Annotated in this window: 20 protein-coding genes; 9 read left to right on the top strand and 11 right to left on the bottom strand. The window is 60.4% G+C overall.

Features of this window, described 5'->3' with window-relative positions; genetic code table 11:
• Positions 1–258: 258 nt before the first annotated feature.
• The 4 genes from DES53_RS24355 to DES53_RS24340 form a co-directional block, all read right to left on the bottom strand.
• Positions 259–1551, bottom strand: a complete 1293-nt coding sequence (locus tag DES53_RS24355; protein WP_113960933.1) for a carbohydrate porin — start codon at positions 1549–1551, stop codon at positions 259–261.
• Between the two features lie 174 nt (positions 1552–1725).
• Positions 1726–2658: a 1-phosphofructokinase gene (gene pfkB, locus DES53_RS24350; RefSeq protein ID WP_113960932.1), complete on the bottom strand. Its 933-nt coding sequence runs from the start codon at positions 2656–2658 to the stop codon at positions 1726–1728.
• A gap of 37 nt (positions 2659–2695) precedes the next feature.
• Complete coding sequence (ptsP, locus tag DES53_RS24345; RefSeq protein WP_113960949.1) at positions 2696–5161, bottom strand: phosphoenolpyruvate--protein phosphotransferase; 2466 nt, start codon at positions 5159–5161, stop codon at positions 2696–2698.
• Between the two features lie 47 nt (positions 5162–5208).
• Positions 5209–6981 carry a PTS fructose-like transporter subunit IIB gene (locus tag DES53_RS24340; RefSeq protein WP_113960931.1) on the bottom strand — a complete coding sequence of 591 codons (1773 nt, stop codon included), beginning with the start codon at positions 6979–6981 and terminating at the stop codon, positions 5209–5211.
• A 129-nt stretch (positions 6982–7110) separates the two neighbouring features.
• On the opposite strand from DES53_RS24340, the gene DES53_RS24335 reads away from it, so the two are divergent.
• The 8 genes from DES53_RS24335 to DES53_RS24300 all read left to right on the top strand — a co-directional run bounded on the left by DES53_RS24335 (position 7111) and on the right by DES53_RS24300 (position 15085).
• A complete protein-coding gene (locus DES53_RS24335) occupies positions 7111–7938 on the top strand; it encodes a DeoR/GlpR family DNA-binding transcription regulator (RefSeq protein WP_245958252.1) in 828 nt (275 codons plus the stop codon).
• A gap of 20 nt (positions 7939–7958) precedes the next feature.
• Positions 7959–8726 carry a sulfite exporter TauE/SafE family protein gene (locus DES53_RS24330; RefSeq protein WP_113960929.1) on the top strand — a complete coding sequence of 256 codons (768 nt, stop codon included), beginning with the start codon at positions 7959–7961 and terminating at the stop codon, positions 8724–8726.
• Positions 8727–8769: 43 nt separating this feature from the next.
• Positions 8770–10716 (top strand): sigma-54-dependent Fis family transcriptional regulator, encoded by a 1947-nt coding sequence (locus DES53_RS24325; RefSeq protein ID WP_211325665.1) that lies wholly within the window; start codon positions 8770–8772, stop codon positions 10714–10716.
• 224 nt (positions 10717–10940) lie between these two features.
• Entirely contained in the window at positions 10941–12257 is a 1317-nt protein-coding gene (gene mtoX, locus DES53_RS24320; RefSeq protein ID WP_113960928.1) for a methanethiol oxidase, read from the top strand.
• Between the two features lie 77 nt (positions 12258–12334).
• On the top strand, positions 12335–13039 hold the full coding sequence (locus tag DES53_RS24315) for an SCO family protein (protein WP_113960927.1): 705 nt from the start codon (positions 12335–12337) through the stop codon (positions 13037–13039).
• A 25-nt stretch (positions 13040–13064) separates the two neighbouring features.
• Positions 13065–13901 carry a class I SAM-dependent methyltransferase gene (locus DES53_RS24310; protein ID WP_113960926.1) on the top strand — a complete coding sequence of 279 codons (837 nt, stop codon included), beginning with the start codon at positions 13065–13067 and terminating at the stop codon, positions 13899–13901.
• Between the two features lie 68 nt (positions 13902–13969).
• On the top strand, positions 13970–14431 hold the full coding sequence (locus DES53_RS24305; RefSeq protein WP_170157356.1) for a hypothetical protein: 462 nt from the start codon (positions 13970–13972) through the stop codon (positions 14429–14431).
• A gap of 60 nt (positions 14432–14491) precedes the next feature.
• On the top strand, positions 14492–15085 hold the full coding sequence (locus tag DES53_RS24300; protein ID WP_147263586.1) for a hypothetical protein: 594 nt from the start codon (positions 14492–14494) through the stop codon (positions 15083–15085).
• Positions 15086–15094: 9 nt separating this feature from the next.
• Here the strand turns inward: DES53_RS24300 and DES53_RS24295 are convergent, their stop codons facing one another.
• The 7 genes from DES53_RS24295 to DES53_RS24265 form a co-directional block, all read right to left on the bottom strand.
• Positions 15095–16663: a hypothetical protein gene (locus DES53_RS24295; protein WP_113960923.1), complete on the bottom strand. Its 1569-nt coding sequence runs from the start codon at positions 16661–16663 to the stop codon at positions 15095–15097.
• Between the two features lie 197 nt (positions 16664–16860).
• Entirely contained in the window at positions 16861–17733 is an 873-nt protein-coding gene (locus DES53_RS24290) for a sugar phosphate isomerase/epimerase family protein (RefSeq protein ID WP_113960947.1), read from the bottom strand.
• Positions 17734–17837: 104 nt separating this feature from the next.
• Positions 17838–18158, bottom strand: coding sequence for a hypothetical protein (locus DES53_RS24285; protein WP_147263585.1), 321 nt, complete (start codon positions 18156–18158; stop codon positions 17838–17840).
• Between the two features lie 94 nt (positions 18159–18252).
• Positions 18253–19512, bottom strand: a complete 1260-nt coding sequence (locus tag DES53_RS24280; RefSeq protein ID WP_113960921.1) for a PQQ-dependent sugar dehydrogenase — start codon at positions 19510–19512, stop codon at positions 18253–18255.
• Between the two features lie 98 nt (positions 19513–19610).
• Complete coding sequence (locus DES53_RS24275; protein WP_113960920.1) at positions 19611–21191, bottom strand: fused MFS/spermidine synthase; 1581 nt, start codon at positions 21189–21191, stop codon at positions 19611–19613.
• Between the two features lie 114 nt (positions 21192–21305).
• Positions 21306–21677 (bottom strand): DciA family protein, encoded by a 372-nt coding sequence (locus DES53_RS24270; protein WP_113960919.1) that lies wholly within the window; start codon positions 21675–21677, stop codon positions 21306–21308.
• Positions 21678–21815: 138 nt separating this feature from the next.
• Positions 21816–22049 carry a ferredoxin gene (locus DES53_RS24265; RefSeq protein WP_113960918.1) on the bottom strand — a complete coding sequence of 78 codons (234 nt, stop codon included), beginning with the start codon at positions 22047–22049 and terminating at the stop codon, positions 21816–21818.
• A gap of 235 nt (positions 22050–22284) precedes the next feature.
• On the opposite strand from DES53_RS24265, the gene DES53_RS24260 reads away from it, so the two are divergent.
• Entirely contained in the window at positions 22285–23187 is a 903-nt protein-coding gene (locus DES53_RS24260; RefSeq protein ID WP_113960917.1) for a chlorite dismutase family protein, read from the top strand.
• The last annotated feature ends 36 nt before the right edge of the window (positions 23188–23223 follow it).

Here is a 23223-nt window from a genome sequence, read left to right as displayed (position 1 = left end):
TCTACCAGTTCATCACCGGCAGACCAACAGACAAATGGAACATACAAGTGCTGGAGCTTGCTCCAGCTTTCCGCAGGCAGCTTGCTGCCGTGAAGCCAGAGGCAGCACAACCATCCTCCAACGCTTGGCGCATCCATGGGTAACTTCACGCAGAGCAAGCTCTGCTCCCAAAAGCTGGAGCAAGCTCCAGCACTCCAAATCTCCGGCCTCGCCACGCACCCGCTAAACGTCCAACCACAATCTTCACGTGCTTCACATCTAAAACGTGATCCCCATCTGCACGCCCAGCACAAAGGCATCGCCAATCTTCCCTGTGCCGCCCGGACGCACCACATACTGCACGCCCGGCTGGATGTAGGAGAACTTGGTAAGCTGATACCGATACGCCGCCTCCAGCACCATCTCATAGCCGGGCCGTCCATCACCGCGTGCTTCCACCATATCGGCGTAGTCATCGCTAAAGACACCGTAGGCCATGCCGAAGATGAGGTTGTCCGCATCACGGCCGGGAATCAGACCCGTGTACACCGCACCCACATTGAGCTGCCACGGCATGATGGCGATATTCTCATTCGGGTCATGCGTGAAGGCACTCCACAGCACGAGTCCCTGGTCACTGCCAGCCTGTTCGCGATACACCATCTGGTCCGCATGAATGTAGAAGCCGTACGAGCCATCGGTCTTCTCCGCGCTCTTGAACTGGCTGAAGCCATCCCAAGGTGAGTAGTACGCACCCACCCAGTAGTGCCCAGGTAGTCCGGTCTCCTTGTCTCCTCCGAAGGTCGGCGTCCACCCCAGCTGCGTGACCATCCACACGCCATCGCCAGATTCGAATTGGAAATCCACGCCGTGCTTGTCACGATCAAACACATCATCCTGCGCCTGGAAGATGCCGAACTGGAAATTCGTCTCCGGGGTGGGATCCAACCGCAGGCGTGCGGCCCACGTGGCAAAGGGATACGCGGAGAACTGCGTATTGAAAAGCACCGCGCGCAGATTCCCATCGAACGCATTGCTCATGTAGTAACCGTAGAGTGGCGATGTGTTGAAGTCGTCCGACGCACCGAATCTGCCAATGCGGATGGACGCCTTGTCATCCGCAAACTTCTGCTCAAAGGCCACCTGGTACAGGAAGATGGTCTGGCCACCGACCACCTGCATGGAGTCGAACTGGCTGCCCACATACTCCTTGGTGATGCTGCGTCCGGAGCGATTCACGGTGCTGATGAGGAAGGTCGCGCCGTCCCAGTCCATCATCGTCTCCAGGTCAAAAAGCAGACCGAGATAAAAATTGTCCGCAAACTCCGCGCCTTGATCAAAGCCGCCGCTCACGTTGCCGGCGGCATTGATCACATAGTAGGAGTCGATGGTGAGCCCGGAATCCTTGAGTGAAGTGCGCAGACCGCCCCAGTCACCCGTGGCGTACTTCTGGTCCTGCCATCGAGGAGGTGGCGGCGGTGCAGTGCTGATGGCAGTCGAGGTGGAAGGCTCTCCCGCAACCAACACGGTCGCGAAGAAGAAGCTGGTGAGCAATGTGCAGATGTGTTTCATAAAGACAGGAAGTGGGCTGGATGTTGTTGCTGTGATAAATGGGAAATGGGCATGAGAATCCCCGGCACCGACGTGCTGCCGGTGAAGCGATGGACGGGCAGATGAGCCCGAAGGAAGGAGCGCAGGTCTCTGCCTGCAGGGCCGGCCGTCAGGCGCCGCCCGGAGAGAACGGCATCAGGTGATCATGACCTTGGACATGAGAGGTTCGAGATCCGGAACCGTATGGGCACTGTTGGAATTTCTGGCGAGCACCCGCATGGAAGAGGCGGTGGCGAGTCGCGCTTGATCCGCGAGAGAAAGACCGCGCAGCGCCCCAGAGATGATGCCCGCCACCATCGCATCGCCCGCGCCCACCGTGCTGCGCACTTCCATGGTTGGTGGCACTGCTGTGAGGCATTCGTTGGCGGTGACGAAGAGCGCGCCCTCCGCGCCCATGGAGACCACCACCAGCTCCACGCCGTGTTGCTGGAGGATGTCACGAGCGGCAGTCGCCACTTGTTCCCGTGTATCCAGCCTGGCTCCCATCAACGTTGAGAGTTCCTCGATATTCGGCTTGATAATCTGCGGCCCAGCCTCAAGCGCATGGCGCAGCGGCGTGCCACTGGTATCCAGAGCCACCTTGCAACCACGCTGGCGCAGCGAACGGATGAGCGACTGGTAGATGGCGACATCCATGCCCTCCGGAAGACTGCCGGAGAGGACAAACCATGAAGCCCCCAGCTGCTCCATGCCCGAGCGGAGAAGCCTCATGGCATTGCTCGGAGGCATCAGCCCTGGGAAGTTGATGTCCGTCGTCTGGTTCTTCTCGACGTCCACAATCTTGATGCCCACACGCGTGCTGCCAGCGAGATGCACAAAGTAGTCCGCGACTTGAGACTCACGAAATGCCTGGTCGAACAAGATGCGATTCTCTTCTCCCAAAAACCCAGTGACGGCCACGCGATGCCCCATGCCCGCAAGTGCAAGCGCGACATTCACACCCTTCCCGCCCGCACGATGCTGCATCGACCTGACGCGATTCACCGCCCCAGCGGCAAAACCGGGAATGGTTACCGTGCAATCCACCGCGGGATTCAGGGTGAGGGTGACTACTTCCAGGCCAGACATGGTCAGTGCAGGTGTAGGTGAAGGTTCTTTGAGAAAATCACGCAGGCTGCAGCGCACGCACCTGCTCCGCGGTGGAACACTTGAGCGCCATGCGTGCGAGATTCTCGGCGGCGGGCAATGACAGGTCACGCAATCGCGCTTTCACCGCAGCCACGCTCGGAAGAGACATGCTCAGTTCCGCCACACCGAGTCCCGTGAGGATGCTGGCACCCAGTGGATCACCCGCCACGCCACCACATACGCCCACCCACTTGCCCTCCTTCGTTGCGGCTTTCACCGTGAGATCGATGAGGCGCAGTACCGCGGGATGCAGGCCATCCACATGCTTTGCCAGCGCGGGATGCAGGCGATCCATGGCGAGTGTGTACTGCGTGAGGTCGTTCGTGCCAATGGAGAAGAAGTCCACCTCCTTTGCAAACTCTGCAGCCATCACCACGGTGGATGGCACCTCCACCATGATGCCCATCTCCACCGGCGCGGCACCGAGTTCCGCTCGCACCTTCTCCGCAGCTTCACGTGCCGCATGGAAGTCCTCCAGCGTCGCAATCATGGGGAACATGATCTTCACCGGGCCATGTTGTGCCGCTCGATAGATGGCACGCAGTTGTGGAATGAAGAGGTCCGGACGACGCAGGCACAGGCGGATGCCGCGTACGCCCAGAAAGGGATTCTCCTCCTCCGGCAGCGTGAGATATGGCAGCACCTTGTCTCCACCGATGTCGAGCGTGCGGATGATGAGGGGCAGCCCGTTGAGTGCGCGCACCATTTCGGTGTAAGCTTGGTACTGCTCCTCCTCCGTGGGGGGCGCTTCGCGATCCAGGAAGAAGAATTCCGTGCGCAGCAGGCCGATGCCTTCCGCTCCCGCTTCCACCGCCGCCGCCGCTTCGGCCACCTTGCCGATGTTCGCCACGACTTCCACGCGATGTCCATCCGTCAGAATGGCAGGTTGGTAGCGATTTTCGTTTTCCACATCCCGACGTACACGCAGGTCTTGCTGGAAGGCCCTGGCGGATTCCAAGTCCTCCTGACTTGGCTCCACGTAGAGCAGACCTGCACTGCCATCGAGCACACACGTGATGCCCGCCTTCTGCTCCAGCACCGCAGGCCCCGCTCCTACCACAGCAGGAATGTCCAGCGAGCGCGCAATGATGGCTGTGTGTGATGTGGGACCACCGGAGGCCGTACAGAGACCCAGCACCTTGCGCGGATCCAGCTTGGCAGTGTCCGAGGGCGTGAGGTCATCCGCCACGAGAATCACCGGCTCATCCGGCAGCGAGGCTTCCGCATGCTCGGCTCCGGCCAGCAGGCGCAGCACCCGCTGACCTACATCATGCAGATCCACGGCACGTGCAGCGATGTGCTCATCCGCGATGCCGCGCATCTCCACCACACGGCGCTCAATGCCCGTCTGCCAGGCCCATGCGGCGCTCTTGCCGGTCTCGATGCGCAGCTTCACTTCGTTGAGCAGCTCATCATCCTGGATCATGGCCTGATGCGCGCGGAAGATGGCGGCATTCCCCTTGCCACTGCGTGCACTCACGGCGTCGTAGATTTCCTCAAGCTGCTGCTTTGCCGTATCCAGCGCACCAGCGAGTTCGCGACGCTCCAGCTCTTCACCCTTTCCCAGCTCCACCACCTGCAACACCGTGGCCTGAAAAATGTGCAAACGACCAATGGCCAGTCCGGGGGACGCACAAACACCGGCGATGGACCTGCCCTGCGATGCGGGTGTCCAAACCTGCGCATTGGCAGCGGGTGCGATGGCATGTTCATCGGGCAGGTCATCCAATCCCGCAGCCACGGCATCGCGCAATGCCTCCAGCGCTTTGGTCTGATCGGGTCCGGAAGCTTGAATCACCATGCGCCCACCACCGGGCACGCCGAGCTTCAGCAGGGAAGCCATGGCCTTTCCATTCGCCACCTTGCCACCAAACTTCACCCGCACATTCGACTCAAACTCACCCGCGACCGAAGCGAACGTGGTGGCCGGTCGCGCATGCAATCCCGCCTGGCCGATGATGGTCACTTCGAGTTGCTCACCATCCACCAGCTCCTGTGTGGCCACGCCCTTGGGCTGTTTTCTGTTCAGCGCATCCACGATGTCACTTCCCTGCATGGTGGTTGCGAGACGGTGCGCGGCCGCTGGATCATCGAGCACATCCGTAAGCGCCGCGAGCACGCCCAGGTGCTCATCCGACTTCGCCGCGATGCCCACGACGAGGTATGCAGTGGTTCCATCATTCCATATCACACCCTCCGGGATCTGCACCACGCACACACTGGTCTTCTTGATGAGCTCGCGGTCCTGCGGCATGCCATGCGGAATGGCGATGCCGTGGTTGAGATACGTATTCGCCTGGCGCTCTCGACCGAGCATGCTCTCCACATAACCGGGCTCGATGCAGCCGCTCTCCACGAGCACCTGGCCCGCGGCACGGATGGCGTCTTCCTTCGTCTTCGCACTCACGCGCAGACGGACATTCTCAGAGGTGAGGGAAATCATGGCGGCAGGAAGGGTGCAGGATGACAGTGGTGGCAAGATGCGGGCGCTCATGCTGCGATGGGTTTCTTGAGAAAGAAGATGGCACCCGCCGTTACGACCGTGCCGGCCACGATGGCCACGAGGTAGGCGAGCAGATGCGTCACCGCACCGGGAATGATGGCCGCGAAGATGCCACCGTGCGGCACGAGGAACTGCACATTGCTCATCATCGAAATGGCTCCCGCCGTGGCGGACCCGAGGATAAGCGCTGGAATCACCCGCAGCGGGTCCTTCGCCGCAAAGGGTATCGCGCCCTCCGTGATGAACGACAGCCCAAGCACCAGAGCAGGTGCGCTCGCACTGCGTTCATCCGCATCGAAGCGGTTCTTGAAGAGGAACGACGCAAGCGCCAATCCCAGCGGAGGCGTCATGCCTGCGGCCATCACGGCTGCCATCGGCGTGTACACCTTGCTCGCGAGCAGACCAACCGCGAAGGTGTATGCCGCCTTGTTCACCGGGCCGCCCATGTCGAAAGCCATCATGGACCCGAGGATGATGCCTAGCAGTGCCGCATTCGTGCCGCGCATGCCGTTCAACCAATCCGTCATGGCCGTGAGGATGCCCTGCACCGGCGGTGCGATGACATAGATCATCGCCAACCCCACCAGCACCGTCGAGAGGAACGGCAGGATGAGCACCGGCTTCAATCCCTCCAGCGTGGTCGGCAGTTTGATCTTATCCGCGAGGAACTTCGTGAGATAGCCCGCAAGAAATCCTGAAGCGATGCCGCCCAAGAAACCCGCCCCGAGATTCTGCGCCAGCAATCCGCCCACCATCCCCGGAGCGATGCCGGGACGGTCCGCGATGGAAAACGCTATGAATCCCGAAAGCACCGCCACAAACAAATGAAAGGCCGCACCTCCGCCGATCTGGCTCAGTGCCGCCGCGAGCGTGCCTTTTTGATCACCGGCATAGATTCCCCCGAAAGCGAACGCGAGCGCAATGGCCAGGCCACCCGCGATCACGATGGGCAGCATGTACGACACCCCCGTCATGAGATGCTTGTATGGACCCGTACGAGCCGCAGACCGTGCTGCCTTCGCAGCTTCCACACTGGAGGCAAGATTCATCCCACCCGCAGCCGCTTCGGGTTTTTTCAGCGCCATCTCGATTACCTCACGTCCGCTATGCATCGCATGCTTCGTGCTCGTCATGAAGAGGCGCTTCCCAGTGAAGGGCGCGGTATCCACCTTCGTCTCCGCAGCCACCACCACGGCATCCGCCGCGGCGATGTCTTCGGACGTGAGCTTGTTCTTCGCGCCCACGGAGCCCTGTGTCTCCACCTTGATCTCATAGCCAAGCGCCTTCGCCGCCTTCTGCAGTGCCTCCGCTGCCATGAAGGTGTGCGCAATGCCCGTGGGACAGGACGTGATGGCCACGATGCGCTTGGTGCCCGCGGGCGCTGGAGGAATGGCCGCCAGAGCCGCTGGCGCAGGTGCGGGTGTTGGTGCTGCCACCGAAACAGCCACTTCCTGTGTTGGCACCTTGGCAATCGCCTGCTCAATCACGCGACGAGTGTCACGGATGGCCTCACTCACCGGAACCTCCACCGTTGGCTTCCCGACGAAGCGGCTCGTATCCACGCGAATGTCCGTGGCGAGAATCACCACGTCCGCCGCTGCGATCGTCTCATCTGTCAGCACATCACCCGCGCCGCTAGCACCTTGCGTTTCCACCTGCATGGCATGCCCCATGACCTGTGCCGTCTTCTTCAGGGCCTCCGCTGCCAGGAAGGTGTGCGCAATCCCCGTGGGGCAGGAAGTGAGGGCGACGATTTTCATGGTTAATTTCGTGAATTAACGAAAGTCTGCGAAATTTTTCGAAAAATGTCGAGATTTAACTTTCGAAAACTTTCGATTTAATCCGCAATGGACCTTGCGGTTTCTTTCGTTTAACCTTCGATACCTTCCATGAGTCGCCCCAAAGGAAAGTCTGCAAAACCCTCCGCTTCGGCCGGAGACGCCACCCCCATGACGTTGCAACGCCGCAGCCAGATTGTGGATTTGGCCAATGAGCGCGGCTCTGTGCGTGTGGTGGAGCTGGCCGGGCGCTTCCGCGTTTCGGAGGTGACCATCCGCACGGACCTGGACCATTTGGAGCGTGAGGGCCGCATTGTCCGCGACCGCGGCGGCGCTCTCCCCGCCGCCCATACCCGCTCCGTGAGCACGCTGCCGGGCATGGAGCAGCGCTCCCGGCTGAGCGTGGATGCAAAGCGACGTATCGCCACCGCTGCTGCCCATCGCGTGAAGCCGGGCGAAGCCATCCTCCTTGATGCTGGGACGACGGTGGTGGAAATGGTGCGCCACCTCACCGGCACGAACGGCCTTACCATCGTGACCAATGCATTGAACGTCGCCCACACCGCAGCCGCAGCCACGGACGCACGTGTCATCATGCTCGGCGGCACGGTGGGCCGTGACTCCGGCAGCACACTAGGCCCCATGGCAGAGGACATGATGCGCCATCTGGTGATCGACCAGCTCTTCCTAGGTGCGCAGGCCGCCGACCTTGAGCACGGCCTCACGGATACGAATATCGAAATCGCCCAAATCAAGCGCGCCATGATCCAGTGCTCCCGGCGCGTGACCTTGCTCATGGACTCCAGCAAGTGGGACGCCGCCGGCTTCATCCGCGTGGCCCCACTGACTACTGTGCACACCATCATCACGGACCAGGGTTTGCCGGAGCAGGCACGCACGGCCATCGAGAACCTGGGCATCGAGATTGAAACCGTCTGAGACCGCCACCATTTCTCTCGATGTCCGACTGGCTCTCGCAGTACACCCTCATTGATACGCAGCAGGCCTTCATGCTCGCCGCCCTGGGTGCACTCTGCATCGGCATGGCGAAGGCAGGCCTCAGCGGCTGCGGGCTCGTGAGTGTGCTGCTTTTTGCAGAGGCCTTTGGCGCCAAGGCATCCACCGGCATCGTGCTGCCCCTCCTCATTTCGGCGGATTTCATGGGCTACTTCCTCCTGCGTGGTGGCGGGAAGTGGCGGCAGATCATTCCCCTGGTACCGCCTGCGCTCATCGGTGTGGTCATCGGATGGTGGCTGCTGGACAAGCTGGACAATCACCTCGCGCGTCTCGTCATCGGCTGGCTCATCCTCGCCCTGCTCGCGCTCAAACTGCTGCTCGACTGGAAGCGGGATCAACTCAAGGAACTGCACAAACATCAGGTCTTCACCTGGTTCCTCGGCGTCGCGGCGGGCGTCGCCACCATGCTGGCGAATGCCGCCGGTCCGGTGATGACGGTCTATCTGCTCGCCCAGCGCTTTGAGAAGAGCGAATACCTCGGGGTGTTCACGCGATTTTTCCTCTTCATCAATCTGGTGAAGGTGCCCTTCAGCGCCAACATTGGACTGATCCATCCCACCTCTCTGCTGACCAATCTGGTGCTGCTGCCTGCGGTCATTCTTGGAGCGGTGCTCGGTTGGAGGTTGGTGAAAGTCATGTCACAGCGTGTCTTCGAGTGGGTCATCTTTGGCTTCGCCCTCCTCGCGGCGGCGCGTCTGGTGCTCGGGTGAAAGAGCGATTGCGCCGGCGTCCCGTGGGGGCATCTTGACCCCGGTGAAGAAAAAAACCGCCAGCTTGAGCGAGGAGGCTGCCCTGCGTCTCATCGTGGAGGGTACCGTGTCCGAAACAGGCACGGAGTTTTTCCGCGCACTCGTCCGGAATCTGGCAGCAGCGGTGCAAACCAACGGCGCCTGGGTCACAGAATACCTGCCAGAGACCAACCGCCTGCGAGCGCTCGCCTTCTGGCTTGGGGACAAGCATCTGGACTCCTATGAACATGATGTGCCGGGAACACCCTGTGAAGCCGTGCTGACGGAACGCAAACTGGTGCACTATCCGGATCGCATTGTGGAGATCTACCCACAGGAACCTGACCTGCGTTCGTTCAACATCGTAAGCTATCTCGGTGTACCTCTCTTCGATGCACGTGGAGAGATCATGGGACACCTGGCGGTCATGGACACCAAGCCGCTGCCATCAGATCCCCGTATCATCTCCCTGTTTGAAATCTTCGCCGCCCGCGCCGCTGCGGAACTGCGCCGCCTGCGCACCGAGCGCGAACTGCGAGGTCGTGAAGAGCAGGTGTCCGCGCTTCTGCAAAGCGTGATGGATGGTGTGGTGGTGCTGGATGCCACGCTGCGCATTGTGCGCGTGAATCCTGCAGCAGAACGTCTCACGGGATACTCGGCAGAGGCGCTCATCGGACAAGACTCAAAATGGTTCCTCGCCGGCGAGAGCGCCAAGCTCATCGCGAACTGCACAAACGAACTCACCGGCATGCCTCATGACGCCCGGCACCTGTGGATTCCCTCGCAACTCACCGTACTGCGCGCAGACCGGACGCGATTCCCTGCTGAGGCGACGCTGTCCTGCTTCGAGAATCAAGGTGGACCCTTCTACACCCTCATCTTGCGCAATGTGGATGACCGCCTCACCGCTGAGCGTCAGATTGCCCTGCTCGCAGCGGAGCGGGAATACCTGCGCGGAGAGCGCGCGCAAGACTCCGTGCTGGGTGAATTGATTGGCGCGAGCCGCTCCATGCTGGAAGTGCGTGCGGCCATCAAGCAGGTGGCCGTGACCGATGCCACGGTGTTGATTCATGGGGAGACCGGCACCGGGAAGGAGCTGGTCGCGGAAGCCATTCACGCCGCCAGCACGCGCAAGACCAAGCCGCTCGTGCGTGTGAACTGTGCCGCGATTCCAGCCTCGCTCATGGAGAGCGAATTCTTCGGCCACGAGAAAGGCGCCTTCACCGGAGCCGTGACGAAGCGCGAGGGCCGCTTCAGCCTCGCCGATGATGGCACCATCTTCCTGGATGAAGTGGGTGAGCTGCCACTGGACCTGCAGGCGAAGCTGCTGCGCGTGCTGCAGGAAGGAGAATTCGAACCGCTGGGCAGTACAAAGACGAAGAAGGTGGATGTCCGCGTCGTTGCAGCCACCAATCGCGATCTCGCCGAGATGGTGAAGGAGGGAACCTTTCGCGAGGACCTCTACTACCGGCTGCATGTCTTCCCCATCATGGTGCCACCTCTACGTGAACGCGGCGATGACGTGGTGCTGCTGGCGAATGCCTTCATGCAGCGCTTCTCCGAACGCATGGGACGGCAGCTCGATCCACTGCATCGCGAAGACCTGCACCGGCTCGCAAGCTACGACTGGCCGGGAAACATTCGTGAACTGCAAAACGTCATCGAGCGCGCCATCATCCTCACCCATGGCACGCGGGTGAACCTGACGCGTGCCCTGCCCGTGGCGGGTGTATCATTTCCTGATAACGAACCTGAAACAGAATCGACAGACAAGCCACGCATTCTCACCATCGAAGAACTCGAGGCCCTGGAACGGGAGAATCTGCGCCGCGCCCTTGATGCGTGCGGCGGAAAAATCTCCGGAGCAAGCGGTGCCGCGCAGTTGCTGGGCGTTCCAGCTTCCACCTTCAGCTCACGCATGAAGGCTCTGGGTGTACTCCGCCACGGAGAGCAGGAGAAGCGGTCGAGCTGAACTTCGACTCGCATTCCCGGATTTTCGCGAGTGAGGTCACGGATTCCCGTGATTCGCGAAATCTCGCGAGCGCTGAGGAAATTCCCGAGATCAGCGTCACCACCAGAGCACCAGCCACTTAGCTCGCGGCATCACTTTCTGGCACGGCTCTGGCAATAAAGACCTGCATCCATGCCAGCACCCTGCCGCGCATGGGACCATACAGAAACCACGCAACAGATTTTATGTTGAACCGCACTTGGTGTTTCTCCCGCAGTGGCCTTTTTGCTGCCGCACTGCTCACCCTCGCCTCCGCCACACCGGCGACCGCGGATGAGACCTGCTCCTCCCCCTACCTCGCCCGCATCGAAGGGCAGGAGGAATTCGTTTACGTCTGGACTCTCGGGGAGGAGGGACTCGGAGACGGCTCCGACAAGCTGGTAACCATCGATGTGAAACCCGGCTCGCCGACCTATGGCAAGGTCATCCACACCCACTCTCTCGGCAGCCGGAATGAAGCGCACCACGGTGGTTTCACTGATGACCGCCGCCAGCTCTGGCTCTCCGGTTTGGAGAGCAGCCGCATCTTCATCTACGACGTGCACACGGATCCCGCGAAGCCGAAGTTCGTGAAGAGTATCGATGACCTTGTGGAGAAGAGCGGCGGTGCGCTCGGCCCGCATGGTGTGTATGCCCTGCCCGGTCGCGTGCTCATTCCCTGCCTCTCCAATGCGCAGGACAAAACCGGCCGTACGGCGCTGGTGGAATACACCAATGATGCGCAGTACATCACCACGCACTGGATCCCTTCCCCCAGGGATATGCGTGGCGTTGAGAACGCCGAACTCGCTGATGGCTATGGCTATGATGCGCGCGTGCTGCCACGGAAGAATGTGCTGCTTACCACTTCCTTCACCGGCCTGGACAACTACATGACCGCCTTCCCCAAGGTGGCCGCGGATCCAGAGGCCATGAAGCGCTTCGGTGGCACGATGGTGCAGTGGGACTTCCACACCCGCCAGCCGAAGAAGGTCTTCGCCGTGCCGGGCGCGCCCCTGGAAATTCGCTGGGCCTGGGGTGAAAAGCACAACTATGCCTTCACCGCGACGGCGCTGACTTCGAAAATCTGGCTCTTCTACGAAGACGAAAAGGGCAACTGGCAGGCCAAGGAAGTGGCACACGTCGGTGACCCGAAGGGCGGCGTCATCCCAGTGGACATCAGTCTGAGCGCGGATGACAAGACACTCTTTGTGGACTCCTTCGCCGATGGCACCTGCCGTGCCTACGACGTCTCCAATCCGCATCATCCCATGCTGATCCACGAGAACCAGATTGGCCGCCAGCTCAACATGGTGTCCCAAAGCTGGGACGGAAAGCGACTCTACTTCAGCAGCTCCCTCCTTGCGAAGTGGGACAAGGAAGGCACGGCCAATGAGCAATTCGTGAAGGGCTTCACCTGGGATGGCCGGCAACTCACCAAGAAGTTCGAGCTGGACTTCACCGAGCTGAAATTGGGGCGCCCCCACCACATGCTCTTCGGCTCCACCAAAGTGGGCAACTGACGCGACTGCGACCCGCTGGCGCGGAGTCACCTCATGGGCTCTGCGCCGGTTCATATCATATTGCATCATTCTGTACTATGAATACCTTTCAGCTGTACCTTGTTGGTCTGGCCAGCCTGGTGGCACTGCTTCACGTGCAGCCTGCCGATCCGGAGCCCTCTCCCCTGCTCAAGCGCAGCCCCTGGCGAGACTATGAAGCGCCCCAGCCCGGGACCTACACTCTCCCCGTGGTGAAAGAGGCCGCGGACGGTGAAGTGTTGGACTCCAGGGGACACAGCTTGCGACTTGGCGAAGCCTTCAAAGGACGCGTCACCGTGATGAGCTTCATCTACACGCGCTGCGCCGATGCCACCGCCTGCCCCTATGCCACCGGAATCCTGAATGAACTCCACCGCATCAGCACCACAGATGCGGAGCTCGCAAAAGACGTGGGTCTTGTCAGCATGAGCTTCGACCCTGTGGCGGATACGCCCCAGCGCATGGCGGAGTACGCGAAGGTCATGGCTGGTCGCAAGCAGGGTTCGCCCTGGAGGTTCCTCACCACCGCGTCTCCCGCCGCACTGGAGCCTATCCTCAAGGCTTACGATCAGGCCGTGAGTGTTAAGAAAAATCCCGCCGATCCCGCTGGCCCGCTCAATCACACCCTGCGTGTCTACCTCATCGACCGCGAGGGGCGCATCCGGAACATCTACAGCAGCGGCACGCTCGACCTGCGCCTGGTGCTTGCAGATGTGCGCACTCTCCTGCGCGAAGCACCGGCACGCCCATCTTCGTCCTCCTAGTCCCTTGAATCCACCACCACAGCAAATGCACGCAAATCTAATCACCCCCTCCTCCATCATCGCCTCCGTCAAAGCCCAGCAAAAGACCGCCTGGGAGAGCGGGAACTTCGGCGTCGTCGCCCAGTACAACGAACTCGCCGCGGAAGAGTTCATGTCCCGTCTACCGCTCACCTCCAGCATGACCGTGCTGGACGCTGCCTGCGGCACTGGCAACCTCGCGGTGATTGCCGCCCAACTCGGTTGCAAAACCAGCGGAATTGACATCGCATCGAACCTCATCGCCCAAGCACGACACCGCGCCAGCCATCTGGGACTTAACATCAACTACATGGAAGGCGATGTGGAGGATCTCCCTTACGTCGCGAACAGCTTCGACGCGGTGATCAGCATGTTCGGCGTGATGTTTGCACCGCAGCCTCGCAAGGTGGTTCAGGAGATGTTGCGCGTTACAAAGCCCGGCGGCGTCATCGCCCTGGCCTGCTGGACACAGGAAGGATTCATCGGTCACATGTTCCAGGTTTTCCGCAGGCATCTGCCGCCCCCGCCCATCTCCACCCCATCGCCTTTGGAATGGGGCACTGAGTCCATCGTACGTGATCGTCTCTTCAACGGCATCGGATTGCTTCGCATGACACGGCGGACAACGCACCTTCGCTACCCGTTCTCACCAAGGGAGACCGTGGACTTCTTCCGTGAGTACTATGGTCCTACGAGGAAGGCCTTCGAGTCGCTCGACGTGATCGGCCAGAAGGCTTTGCTCGCAGACCTCGTCCGCCTCCAGGAAGAGCACAATGTCTCTGGAAATCCTGAGGTGACGGACACACCTGCCGAGTACCTGGAGATCGTCGCGCGACGTCTCTGAACACCGGCCGTTGATTCACATCATGTCCTGATACTCCAGATCCACCATCGTTACTGTTTATGAAATTCATGCCTCTGTACAAAGAGCCCATCTGGTGGGCGTGGCTTGCCACTGTCATCCTCATCGGCATCGGGCTGGCTGGATATGAAGCCGGCTTCCACGCCGCCATTAGCCTCTCCGCACTTCAAATTGGGTGGCTGGCAACGGTTGAGCGCTCACTGTGGACCCTGCCAGTGCAGATTCGCATCGCCTACACGCTGTTCCTGGTCGGGTACGAGGTCTCCGCCATGCGCGGCTTCTACTGGTTCACCGCGCTGGGCACGGTGGCGTTTCTGCTCTTCGGTTATTGCCTGCTCGCACGCATGCTTTCCCTCCTGCCGTGGAACCGACTTGAGCCGCTGACCATACCGCTGGTCCGCCGCACCTTTCTGAGCCCTCCTGCGGCAGGAAATGTGCATCAAGGGATGCCGCGCATTTCCAGCCCATGCCAGGGCGAGGCAAACGCCGGCCGCATGGCAGGTCATGGCTGACCTGATGCCAGGCAGTGTGCGCTCTTGCCAAGTACCTCTGCCCGCATGCATGGTGTGCCCATGCGAAAAGTCTGGCTTCTGGTGCTGCTGGCTTTGGCCGCCACCTATGTGTGGCGGCGGTGCACGCCCATCCAGCATGCTCCGGTAGTGTTGCAGGAAGAGCCCAGGCAGGTTGATTTCACCGCCGCACAGGCCGCCATTCAAATGGATGGATGGACGCTGAAACCACTCGCCACCTTTTCCATGAAGGCACGCGTGCTTGGCATCACACGTTACGATGATGGCCCCCCAAGCAAGCTCGCCCCCTATGACCTCGCCCTTGGTTGGGGGCCAATGTCCGATACCGGTGTGCTTGAGCGGCTGAACATTCGCCAGAGCAACCGCTTCTACCACTGGACCTACTGGGGGAAGCCCCCAGTTCCTGAGAAGGACATCATCTCCCACAGCACCAATGCACACATCATACCCGCGGGTGAGGGCGTACTGCTGAAGCTGAAGTCCCTGCGTGAAGGCTCACTCATCCAGCTCGCCGGAGTGCTCGTGGAAGCCACACATCCGCAAGCAGAGAAACCCTGGCGAAGTTCCCTCAGCCGCACAGATGCCGGAGAGGGCTCGTGTGAGATCATCTATGTGAAGTCGCTCGTGGAGGAATGAAGCTCCAGGTCACTCCCACGCCTTCCAGTCCTGCTTGCCCTCAAGGTACTGAACCCACTGCGCCGCCGCGCTGATGAGATGCGCATAGCCTCCGTTGTCGGAGAACTCATCCCAAAGCACTCCGGGCATGGCGCTCTGGCAGCCGATGCCGGTGGGAATGTAGCCATACTCATTCAAGACTGCTTCCCACGTGCGCAAGCCACTGCCAAGTTCACGCTCCAGCCACTTCTGCACATCCGGATGAGGCACAGGCTTGCCCAACGCCGCCGCGACCGTGGACTTCACCTGTGCAGCGATACTGGCGTCCTGCTTGATAGCCTGCAACGCCCAGCCGCACACCGCCATATTCTGCGGACCGAAACGTGACCCCACAGGAATGGAGCCACCTCTCGGACCCTTGCGCTGGGAACGCAGGTGCTCCGGCTTCCCATCGATGAAATTGATGGAGGTGAGATCGAATCGATTGATGCCCGGAGGCACAGGTGCGTTATCCGAATACATCTGCCACAACATCGGAACGCCGTACGCGTAGAGAGCCATCTCCAGAGCAAGTGGTCTTGGCATGCTCCGGTGTTTGGACACTCCGGTGTAGTACCCGTACATGGGATCATCCGCGAAGGCGGGGATGGCGTTCTTCTGCCCCGGCTTGAAGTCACGCACCGATCTCGTGAAAGCATTCTGGCTGTGCGCTGGCAGTTCCTTCTCCCAAGAGGCCACCCGCTTCATCATGGCTTCATCCCCATTGAGTAACCCACAGGCAGCGACCACCACCGGAATGTTGGCTGCACCATGACGCGCGCGGCATTCCTGAAGATGCTTCGCCGCGAGTGCACACGCGGCAGCCAGGTCCTTGCCCACTTCGTCAGGCGACTCACGCAGAACCATCCATGATTGGATAAGGAAGATGCCGAGATCCTGAGCGAGGTGATTCGAGCTGCCATGCGACCATCCCTTGAGTCGAAACTCCGGATTGGGTTGCCCGGCGAACGTATTCGTACAGGGAAAGAAGGGTCGTTCGGACTTCTTGCCCAGCATCTCGAGGCTCACGGATTCACCATCATCCCACCAATACGGGACGAATCCCTTCTCAGTCCCTTGGAGCAGCCACTCCTTCGCATTCTTCCAGGTGTCCTTCGCCTCATCGCGCACATCCACCTGGGCATTGTTGAAGAGCGTGTCACTCTCATTCAGCATCTTGAGGTAGAAGGGAAGCTGCCAATGCACGAGGATGTCCTTGTAGTAGCCATCCCCCGTGGCGCGATGGGCATTGGCCATGGCACACGCGAACCAGGCGCCGTCATGCATGGTATCGAGCGCCTCTCCCTGGATGAACTGGCCGGGCTGACCCTTCTTTTTCCACCACACGTACTCGTACATCATCCCCTTCTGCGGCGAGTCGGTCTTCTTCATGTGATGCTCCACCGCATGCTGCGCGAGACGTTTCATGAAGGCGCGGGCCTCATCCGCCGTCATCGGGCCACGTTCGTCCGCAGCGCGTGTCCAGGCGGGCTCGGGATCGGGGGATTGCGCCGAGAGCGTTGAAGCAAGGCAGAGTGCGACGAGGCAGGGACGAAGCATGGAGCCCAGTACTGCAGGAGGGATGCGGTTGTTGCATGGTGCAAATCCGCAACACACTCAATGAGCAGATAATCGGAGACCCGCTCTACTGACAGGCAGGCATGCCGCACTCCCGTACCGGCCCTATAAACAAAACGCCGCGGCATCTCTGCCGCGGCGTTTTTGAATTGTCGTGGTCTGAGACTCGACCAGAAGACTTACTTGTTCTTCTCGCCCCAGTTCTTCACGAACTCGATGCAGGTCTTGATGTCGGGGACGTTGTCTTCCCACTTGTTCTCATACTCCACGGAGATGTTGCCATCGAAGCCCTGGGCCTTGAGTTCGGCAAGGCAGCCGGCGATGTCGCTCACGCCCGTGCCGTACACGATGTCCGGCTTCTTCTCACCAATCGCCTCACGATCCTTGAGGTGGCTGCTGATGATGCGGCCTTTGAGAATCTTCAGGCAATCCACGGGCTTGAGACCGCTCGTCTGCCAGTGGCCAGTATCTGCGCAGGCGCCGATGCGGGGGTCGCGGTCTTTCACGAGCTGGGCCACATAGTTCGGGTCCCAGAGCTGATAGCTACGGTCCAGCGGACGCTTGGCGTGCTCATGGTAGCCCACTTTGATGTCGAACTCCTTCACGAGTTTCTCGATGACGTCGATGTTCTTCACGTCCTCGGTGGTGATCGCGTAAAGGTTCAGCTTCTTCGCGAATTCAAAAATCTTGCGCCACTCGGCTTCGTCCTTGCCGCCGACCACGCCGTAGTTCACGGCGGTGACATCGTGCTGCTTCAGCTTGGCCTGGAGTGCGGCGAAGTCTTCATCATTCATGGTATGATGCAGCTTGGAGTCGGGCTTCTCCTTGCTGAGCTTCTGCCCGGGATAGAACTCGATGCACTTCGCACCGGCGGCGGCGGCCTTTTCCACAGCTTCAAACGCAGTGAAGCGGTTGAAGGAGTAGGCCTGGGGTCCGATGGCGAATCCGCCCTGCTTCACGGAGTCGGGGACGGGATTGGCGGCGAAGACGCCCACGGCCAGGGCGAGCGAGGCCAGCGCGGCGAATGAAAGGAGACGTGGCGATAGTTTCATGGGCGGGAAGAGCACCATCGGGAGCCGTGGTTGTCAAGGTGGCGATGCACCCTAAGCAAGAACTCTAGCTGAAAGAAAACCCCGAATCGGGACGCGGACGGCCGTCATTCCCCTTCCTCGCCTTCCTCGTAGAAGATGAATCCTTGTGGAATCGCGGAAAACGTCCAGCGCAACCAGCCTATGCGGAAACAGGCATCAACTCGCACTTTGCAGCTGTCTGAAGTTCCAAACCGTTCCTCGGTGGATTGCACCATGGAGACCACTTTCGGTTCCGCCAGCAGATCTTCAATAGCACGACGGCCAGCCTCTTCTTCATTTTCAGCCATGGTGCGCCGCACACAAACAAATCCTGCTGCAGGATTGTGTCCTTCACAGGGAATGGAAAAGCCAGAGGCTTCGAGAATGAGCTGGTAGCGATGGAGCATGGGCAAAGGCTGATGCGAGCGAAAGATAATCGCCCACATGCTACTGCATGCGTCCGCGAGGGAAACAACGAATGCTGCCGACCTATCGCTTGGCTCACTCTCCCGCCGCGGGGATGAGCGTGTACACATTCCCCTCTTGGGACATGATGATGATCTCACCGGACACGTCCTCGGAGATCATCGTGGGGTTGAAGGGAGTCTCCGTATTCTCTGGACGGCGATGGAGGGAAAAACGCTCCTGCACCGTCCCGGAATCCGGCTCATAACGCAGCGCCGACAAGGTGCCGAAACCCCAGTCACCGTAGATGTAGCAGCCCTCGAGGCGAGGCAGGCGATTGCCGCGGTACACGAAGCCACCGGTGATGCTCACACCTTCCGAGTGCATGTAAGCGTACACAGGCTCCTCATACTTGCGGTCGGGCAAAAAGGGCGTGGAATGGAAGCCTGCCTGTCGTGGTCCATCGCGATCGCTCCAGCCGTAGTTCCGGCCCTTCTTGATCAGATTCACCTCTTCCCAGATGTCCTGCCCCACGTCCGCGAGCCAGAGCTGGCCGGTCACACGATCAAAGGAGAAGCCCCAGGGATTGCGGAGACCCAGCGCCCAGATTTCCGGGCGCCACTCCTGCTTGTCCGCGAAAGGATTGTCCTTGGGAATGCCGTAAGGGAGAGCGCCCGTGCGGTCGTCCACATCGATGCGCAACAGCTTGCCATGCAGCGAGAAGGGATTCTGCGCGAGCCGGTACGGTTCATCACGCATGCCACCATCACCGATGGCGATGTACAGCTTGTCATCGGGTCCGAACGCAAGACCGCCCGCGAAGTGATTCGCCATGATATGCGGCAGCTCAAGAAGCACACGCTCCGTGCTTGGATCCGCCTGGAGAGGATTCCCCTCCGTCGTTCTCATTTCACTGATGATCGTGCGACGTGGCTCCACCGTGGAGTAGGAAATGTAGAACTTCCCATCCTGCGCAAAGTCTGGATGGAAGGCCATTCCATGAAAGCCCTCCTCAAAAAGGATGACCTTCTTGAGCTGTTCACGAAAATCCAGAAATCGCTCCGGCGTGCCGAGGATCTCATCCTGCGGCAGCACCCAGATCTCGCCCCGCTGCTGCATGATGGCATGACGTGGCTCCGGCAGCGGCATCACCGCCATGGCCACAGGCGAATCAAAGCGCTGTTTCACATACAAACGCTGCAGGCGATACTGCGCGGCTGAATCCGTCAGCGGGATCTCCTTGGGAACATCCGAGTCCTCGCCCGGGATGGGATTCGCGACTGCTTGCACGGCTCCCAGCATCACAGCGGCGAGCCATCCAAATCTCCTGGCCGTGGGGGTAGTGGCGAAGATCATGCGCCTTTGTCAGCGATCCTCATGCCACGGTAAAGCACGGATGCTGAAGGGCGTTTTCTTTTTGAGCCGAAGGAATCAAGCCTCGCTCACCCGGAACTTCAGTGCAGCAACTGGCGCGCCACGATGGCATCCGCAGGATTCTTGTCATCGGTGAGCGGCCCCGCTTCAGCAGGAAGCTGGCGCTCCAGCAAGCGGCGCGAGACCATCCGAAACTCGCGACTGCTCGGCAGGTAGTACTTGTCCTCCAGCCACGGCTTCCAGCTCTGGTTTGATCCCAGGAGAATGATGTTTTGCACGTCGCCTCCATTTCCCACGGCGAACACCTCCACGTGCGGAAACACCCTGCGCAAGGTTCCGAGGATGTAGGAGAGCAGCTCCGATTTTTCTCCTTGCGTTGCCGAGATGAGGTTCATCAGGAATACACCATTCGGACTGAGCTTGGACTTCACCTCCGCAAAGAATTCCTGCGTCACCAGATGCGCGGGCACATGCTGCCTGCCGCTGTACGCATCGCCAAAAATGAGATCATAGTTCCCCTCACTCTGTCTGAGATAGCGGCGGGCATCGCTGGCATGCGCATGCACATTGGGATGTTCATCGAGTTTGAAGAACTTGCGGCCCACGTTGATCACCGCGGGATCGATCTCCACCACGTCCACATGCGAACCCTGCACCACGCGGGACACTTCCTCCGGCATGCCAAAGGCGCCGGCGCCAATGAAGAGTGCACGCTCAAGCTTGAGGTTCTCGTTCAAGAGGGCCAGACGCCAGAAGTTCTGGTAGTCGAGGATCAGGCCACCGTCGGCAATGCGCATGCCTCCCTCAGTGGTATTGTCGAGTTCGAGCACGCGTGCCCCGGGATAGTTCTTGGGCTCCTTCACCGTGATCTGGTGGTAGAATGAAGTTTCCTGATGCACCACTTCCGCGGACACGGGCGCCTCGACGAAATAGCCTACCAATCCTGCGGCAATGATGGCCCCCACATGGCCCGCCTGTTGTTTCGCCGGCTTGCGTGCCATCCAGAAGGCGATGAGCGCCAGCAGCAGCAGCAGCACCCCCGTGCCGATGAAAATGGACTTCACCCCAAAGGCGGAGAGAAGGAAAAACCCTGAAAGGAATGTGCCCACAAAACTGCCCAGTGAGCCCAGCATGCTGATGACACCCGCAGCGTGTCCCACCTGGCGGTCCTGATTCACCATGCTGTAGAACCGCACACTCGCGGGTGACACCGCACCCAACAGGATGGCGGGCAGGGCAAAGAGGAACAGCGAGATGAACACCGGACCCGCGATGAGCCCCCGAGTGGAGAGGCCAGGTGAAAACCAGGTGCTTAGCACCGGGATGAGCATGGTGAGCACCGCGGCACCCGTGAGCAGTGTGGCGAGCAGGTCCACACGGCCAAATTTATCCGCCAGCACCCCGCCGAGCCACGCACCACCGCTCAATGCAATCAGCACCACTCCAATGAGGGCCGTCCACGTGTAGATGCTGTTCCCAAAGTGTGGAGCGAGGAGCCGGTTCGCACTGATCTCAATGACCATGACCGATGCTCCGGAAAGAAAGCAGATGACGGCCAGCAGCCAGTGCGTGACGCGGGCATCCGAAGGCGACGCGCTCGGCGACACAACGGCGGCAGACGAACTCTCGACGCCGGGCTTTTTAGAGGAAGGCTTGGACATGGGGCCCCATCCCTAACTGCAATTCCCCCGGGCAGAAAGAGCGAATTTGTGAAGACGGAGGCAGGGGGATCCGGGCTTGCGGACAGAGGAAAGAAACCCAAAGAGCCGCCTCGCTCAGCCGTGCTTGAAGCGGAGATCCTTGATCTCCTTTTCGCCAAAACGTTCCTGTAGCCGCTTTAGCAGCGAGCCCTTCTGCATCATCAACGTGTGGTGCAGGGCTGGCTGCAACACACGCACCGTGAGCACCCCGCGTTTCAGGCCATCGGGCGCAGTGTGGCGGGCATTGAAGGAGCCCACGATGGCCTCCCACGCCGCCGCCACGTCGTCCTCGCGCAGGCGCTCATCCAGCTTCCACGTCTTCAGGATCTGCGGGATGATGGACTCCAGACTTTGCGCATGGCTGTCCATGAGCGGCCCATCCTCCACCCCACGCCAGTCCGTGATGGCCTGGTGGCGAAGTCTTTCTCGGCGATTGGCCCAGCGCATGGAGGAGAGTCAGGGGGAAAGAGGTGGGAGTCAATCGACAAGGAGACTTGCGTCGGTGACTCACAGGGCAAAAGAAAAGCCGCACCCCTGCCGGGCGCGGCTCTTCAAAAAACTGGTCTTCGGAAAGGGCTGGGCAGCTTACTCGCCGTCCGCACCGATCGCCTCCACAGGGCAGCCAGCCATGGCTTCGTCGCAGAGGCGCTGCTCTTCGTCGTTCTCCGGCTGCTTGTACACAAAGCTGTGCCCGCCGTCGTCGTCACGGGTGAAGTTGGCAGGGGCAGTCTCGCGGCACAGGTCACAGTCAATGCACTGGTCGTCCACGTAGAACTTGCCAGAGGTATTCTGCGGATACTTGTTTTCGACGTCTGCCATTTTTTCGAGTTTTGGTAAAAGTTGGATCGCAGGGTAATGTCTGGTGGCGGGGTTTCAAACGGTTTTTTGGCCAGCTCAACTTCCCCGGCAGCAGGAGCCTCCTGCCTTCGTATCCCTCTCTGGTGCAGGATGCGGGCCACGGCGTCGGGATTTTTCCTCGGTGCTTGTCTTCCGCCCCCGCCGGTGCTCCATTCCCTCCCCCTCCCCACCACTCCACACTGTCCCCCCGATTTCCATGTCTGCGACCATCCCCTTCCCCTCGCCCTCGGCCCAGGCGGCCACGGCTCTCAAGCCCCTCGTCCCGGTGGAGGGACTGCACGTGGTACACCTCTACTACACCGTGGACCACGGCCTGTGGCAGACGCTGACCAATGAGGAGCAACAGGCAGCCAAGACCCGCCTCGCCGAGCTGGTACAGACCATCCGCTCCCATCCGCGCACCCAGCTCCTGACTTTCAGCGTGATCACCCCCAAGGCCGACCTCGGCTTCATGCTGATGACGCCGGATCTGCAGGACGCGAACCTCTTTGAAAAGCAGCTCACACTCGGCCTCGGCCCGGACATCCTAGAGCCCGTGTACAGCTACTACTCCATGACAGAGCTCAGCGAGTACAGCACCTCCGAGGAGGAGTACAAAAAGCAACTCCGCGCCGAACTGCAGAATCAGGAAGAACACGGAACCGAAATCGTGCTCAGCCCGAATGACCTCGATGGCAGCGATACCTTCGAACTCCGCCTGAACGAATGGCGCGAGCGCATGAAGAAATACAACCAGGACCGTCTCTACCCAAACATGGCGGACTGGCCCGTCCTCTGCTTCTACCCCATGAGCAAGCGCCGCTCCGATGGGAACAACTGGTACGCCACCGAGTTTGAAGCACGCCGCGAGCTGATGCAGGGACACGCCCGCGTCGGCCGCCAGTGGCATGGCAAGGTTCGCCAGCTCATCACCGGCTCCACCGGCCTGGACCTCATGGAGTGGGGCGTGACGCTGCTGGCGCACGACACCTACCACATCAAGGGCATCGTCTACCAGATGCGCTTCGACGAAGTCAGCTCGAAGTACGCCGAGTTTGGCGACTTCTACATTGGCCTCCAGATGCCACTGGATGAACTGCTGCGCCGTGTGCAGCTCTAACCAATCAAGCCCGTTCGTTTCCGAGTAGAGAGAGTC

The sequence above is a fragment of the Roseimicrobium gellanilyticum genome (assembly GCF_003315205.1).
In the GTDB taxonomy this organism is placed as follows: Bacteria; Verrucomicrobiota; Verrucomicrobiia; order Verrucomicrobiales; family Verrucomicrobiaceae; genus Roseimicrobium; species Roseimicrobium gellanilyticum.
The sequence above is the reverse complement of the archived record's forward strand: the minus strand, read 5'-3'. Positions and strand labels throughout refer to the sequence as shown.